The sequence below is a fragment of the Spiribacter aquaticus genome, assembly GCF_007625215.1.
Lineage (GTDB): Bacteria > Pseudomonadota > Gammaproteobacteria > Nitrococcales > Nitrococcaceae > Spiribacter > Spiribacter roseus.
The window spans coordinates 1-3,010 of the sequence record NZ_VMKP01000009.1; the positions used below are offsets into that span (position 1 = coordinate 1).

Consider the following 3,010-nt stretch of genomic DNA (forward strand, 5'->3'; position numbering starts at 1 on the left):
GCATGACTCGTCGTCTCCTTCAGCCCCTCTGAACTTAAGAGGATACAAAATCGAGACGACATGTAGTCTGACAGTGGGGGTAAGTAGACACTTCTGCCATCATTGAGCGTAAGGAATGGGAGAAGTAGCAATGAGGACGCCCCGTTTCAGCGAGAACCAGACCGGGGTCTGTCAACCTAGTTTTCGCATTTTGCTATGCCGCTTCCAAGGCCTTTTCCGGATTCAGCCAGACCGCACCCACAGGTTCCCAGTTGCGTGTGCGGCCTGACCAGCGCCGGGGATTGGCCTGTTTGGCGGCGGTGTAGATCGCATGCCTTCTCGCGAGGATCGCCTTATCGCGGCCGTCATGCCGCTCTTGAGGCGTGACATAGCGCAGGCTGCTGTGCCGATGCTCATGGTTGTACCAGCGAACAAAGCCAAGGACCCAGTCTCGAGCCTCATGGAGGTCAGCAAAGCCATTTGGCGGGTAGTCCGGCCGGTACTTGCAGGTGCGGAACAGCGCCTCGGAGAACGAGTTGTCGTCGCTTACCCGAGGGCGGCTGTAGAGATCCACGATGAGGTAGAGGTAGAAGAACAGCCCACGCATATGGCTCGACAAGTAGGTCACATCCCAGGTGTAGACCTCGTTGGGTCCTGTGGCCTGATGACGCCGCGGCGGGCCCATCTGCCGACGCGGTGCAGCCCGACCCCGACGCTGCTGCTCGCCGGCGCGGCGCAGCACGCGGTAGAAGCTCGATCCCTAGGTGATATAGCGGCCCTCCTCATCCAGCAGCCGAGCGATGATCTGCGCTGGCGGCAGGCTCGCAAACTCAGGCCGGTGGCACTGCTCGAGGAGCTCGCACTGCCCCGCTTCAGTAAGCGCATGCGGCTGCGGTGGACGCTCTGCCATCGGGCGCCGATCGCCCATCGTGTCCTGCTTCTAGGCTCGGTAGGTCTTGGCATCGATACCGATCTCGGCACAGGTCGCTGCCTGCCTGGCACCGGCTTGGCGGGCTTCGTCGACCAGCTCAGTGGCTCTTTTGCGATCCGGGATGCTAGTCATTTGCCCTCGTCCCCCCAGATCGCATTGGCTTTTTTTCGCAAAGTCAGCAGTGCAGCGGTCTCCGCCAGTGCCGCCTCCTTCCGGCGGAGCTCGCGCTCCAGTGCCTTGCTGCGCTGGCGCTCGGTCTTTATGGCGTCGCTGTCCTCGCGGGCCTTACCATCTGCGAGGTCATTGGCCTGCTCACAGGCGGCCCGCCAGCGCCGGATCTGCTCGGGATACAGGCCGCGGCGGCGGCAGTACTCGGCAAGCTCTGCTTCAGCGAGCGCAGCGGTCTCAAGCACCGCGTTGAACTTATCCTGCGTCGACCAGCTCTCGGGCTCGGCGCTGTTCTCGGGCAGCAACTGGCCCTTAGCCCGTGCCGCCTTGCGCCATTGATAGATGGCCGCCGTCGAGACGCCTTCCACCTTCGTCAACTCTGCCACCGTGCGGTTATACGGCGGCAGCAGCTTACGCAGTACCGCCTGCTTGCGCTCGGAGTTGAGTAACCCATTGAAACCCTCACTCAGCCCCCGGGGGCGGATTCCAGGAATCCCACACCCAGCTATCGCGAAACTAGGATGACGGTGGGGGCCCCAAAGAGGTTTTCCGGCTCCGGTGTTTACAGTGCCCCCGAGTTTCTGCACACCTTATGACGCTACCGCCAGGGCGCACCGCAAGGGATAGATCTTCGGCGATATGGAATAATCCGGGACTTGGGAGATATATTTCCTCTTCAAATTTAAATCGCAACAGCCGAAGGGTCTTTACCGTAATCGGTAATCCCCATTCGTGACACTGTTTCTAGGATTTCCTCAATAGCGGTAACACTCAACTCATCAACCCACCGACCGAGTTTACTTTCAACGGTTGTGAGGTCACTCCAGTCACGCGCCGTCGTACTTGGTAGGCGGAGTGCTTCATCAAGCCCACCGCATGCCAGCCCCCAATCCTCGAATACGGGGAAAAGTTCCTCTGCACCGCGTTGAACCAGATGTTCGTAGTAAATAACGTGCACGCTGTTCTGCTGTGCCCTAGCGGCTAAAACATCCCCCGCCCAAGTCATAGCTAGTCTTTGGTGAAGCGGCTTTCCCGTTGATACTACGGATCTAATTCCTGGGTAGCGTTCAAGTACTTTAGGGTGCACGTGGGGATGGTCGCCCCATCGACCCATACGGAGCTGCGAAGCTACGACCGCACATGGGTGCCTTATGATTACCACGGGCTTTGGGATTTCGAACTGCTGATGCAGATAACTGAGCACCCCATTCCCCCGGACGAATTTTATCAGCAATGGGCCTGAACTAAGCACTGTGAACGCATTGCGTGGATATTTTTTAAGCCTCAGCAGGTGCGAATTAGCTTGTTTACCGTACAAAAGGTCCTCGAAAAACTTTTTTTCGGCGAAAGAAAGTTGGTTATCATGCTCGATAAATGGACGCTTTGAAGTTTTAAGGGCACCCGGTAGAGCGATATTCCCATCCTGCAAAGGTTCCCAATAGACTCGGTGGGTATTTAATGTACGGGCCAAAGTCTCTGCAAGCCATGTGGTGCCGGCTCTCGGGCTTCCGCTCACAACGAAGATATTATCGTTACGCTGAGGATTTACTGTTCTTGCTAAACATGAAAGGGCAGTCAGTGGGATTGCTATCGATCTTTTTAAAGAACTCATACTTCTCTCGCTCACAGATTCGAAACAGAAAGATATCGGTTTTCATTCCCGGACCCCGAAGCTTCCATAGTTGTTACAGGATAAACCGAAGTACGCGGCGTCTTAGCGTAAGCAATGGGATAGACTCCACCCGTCCGATCTGGAAGATATGAAGCGGGTCTTTGATGAGGAGCGGAGCCATCGCCATCGCTTACGCCCGGTGTCTGTCAACAAAACTGTCGCCTCAAACCCTTTCAGGCCACCCTGGCCAATCGTGAGTCCAGGGGCTCCTTCTCCGGGTTGAGATGGACCGCGCCGACGGGGCGCCAGTCTCGGGTTTC

The 3,010-nt window shown here is 57.2% G+C and carries 1 protein-coding gene and 1 pseudogene; both read right to left on the reverse strand.

Going from position 1 to position 3,010, the window contains the following annotated elements; all coding sequences use genetic code 11:
* Window positions 1–193 precede the first annotated feature (193 nt).
* Window positions 194–1,548: pseudogene (locus FPL11_RS10025) on the reverse strand (integrase core domain-containing protein).
* 212 nt (window positions 1,549–1,760) lie between these two features.
* Entirely contained in the window at window positions 1,761–2,690 is a 930-nt protein-coding gene (locus FPL11_RS10030) for a hypothetical protein (protein ID WP_144348485.1), read from the reverse strand.
* Window positions 2,691–3,010: the final 320 nt, after the last annotated feature.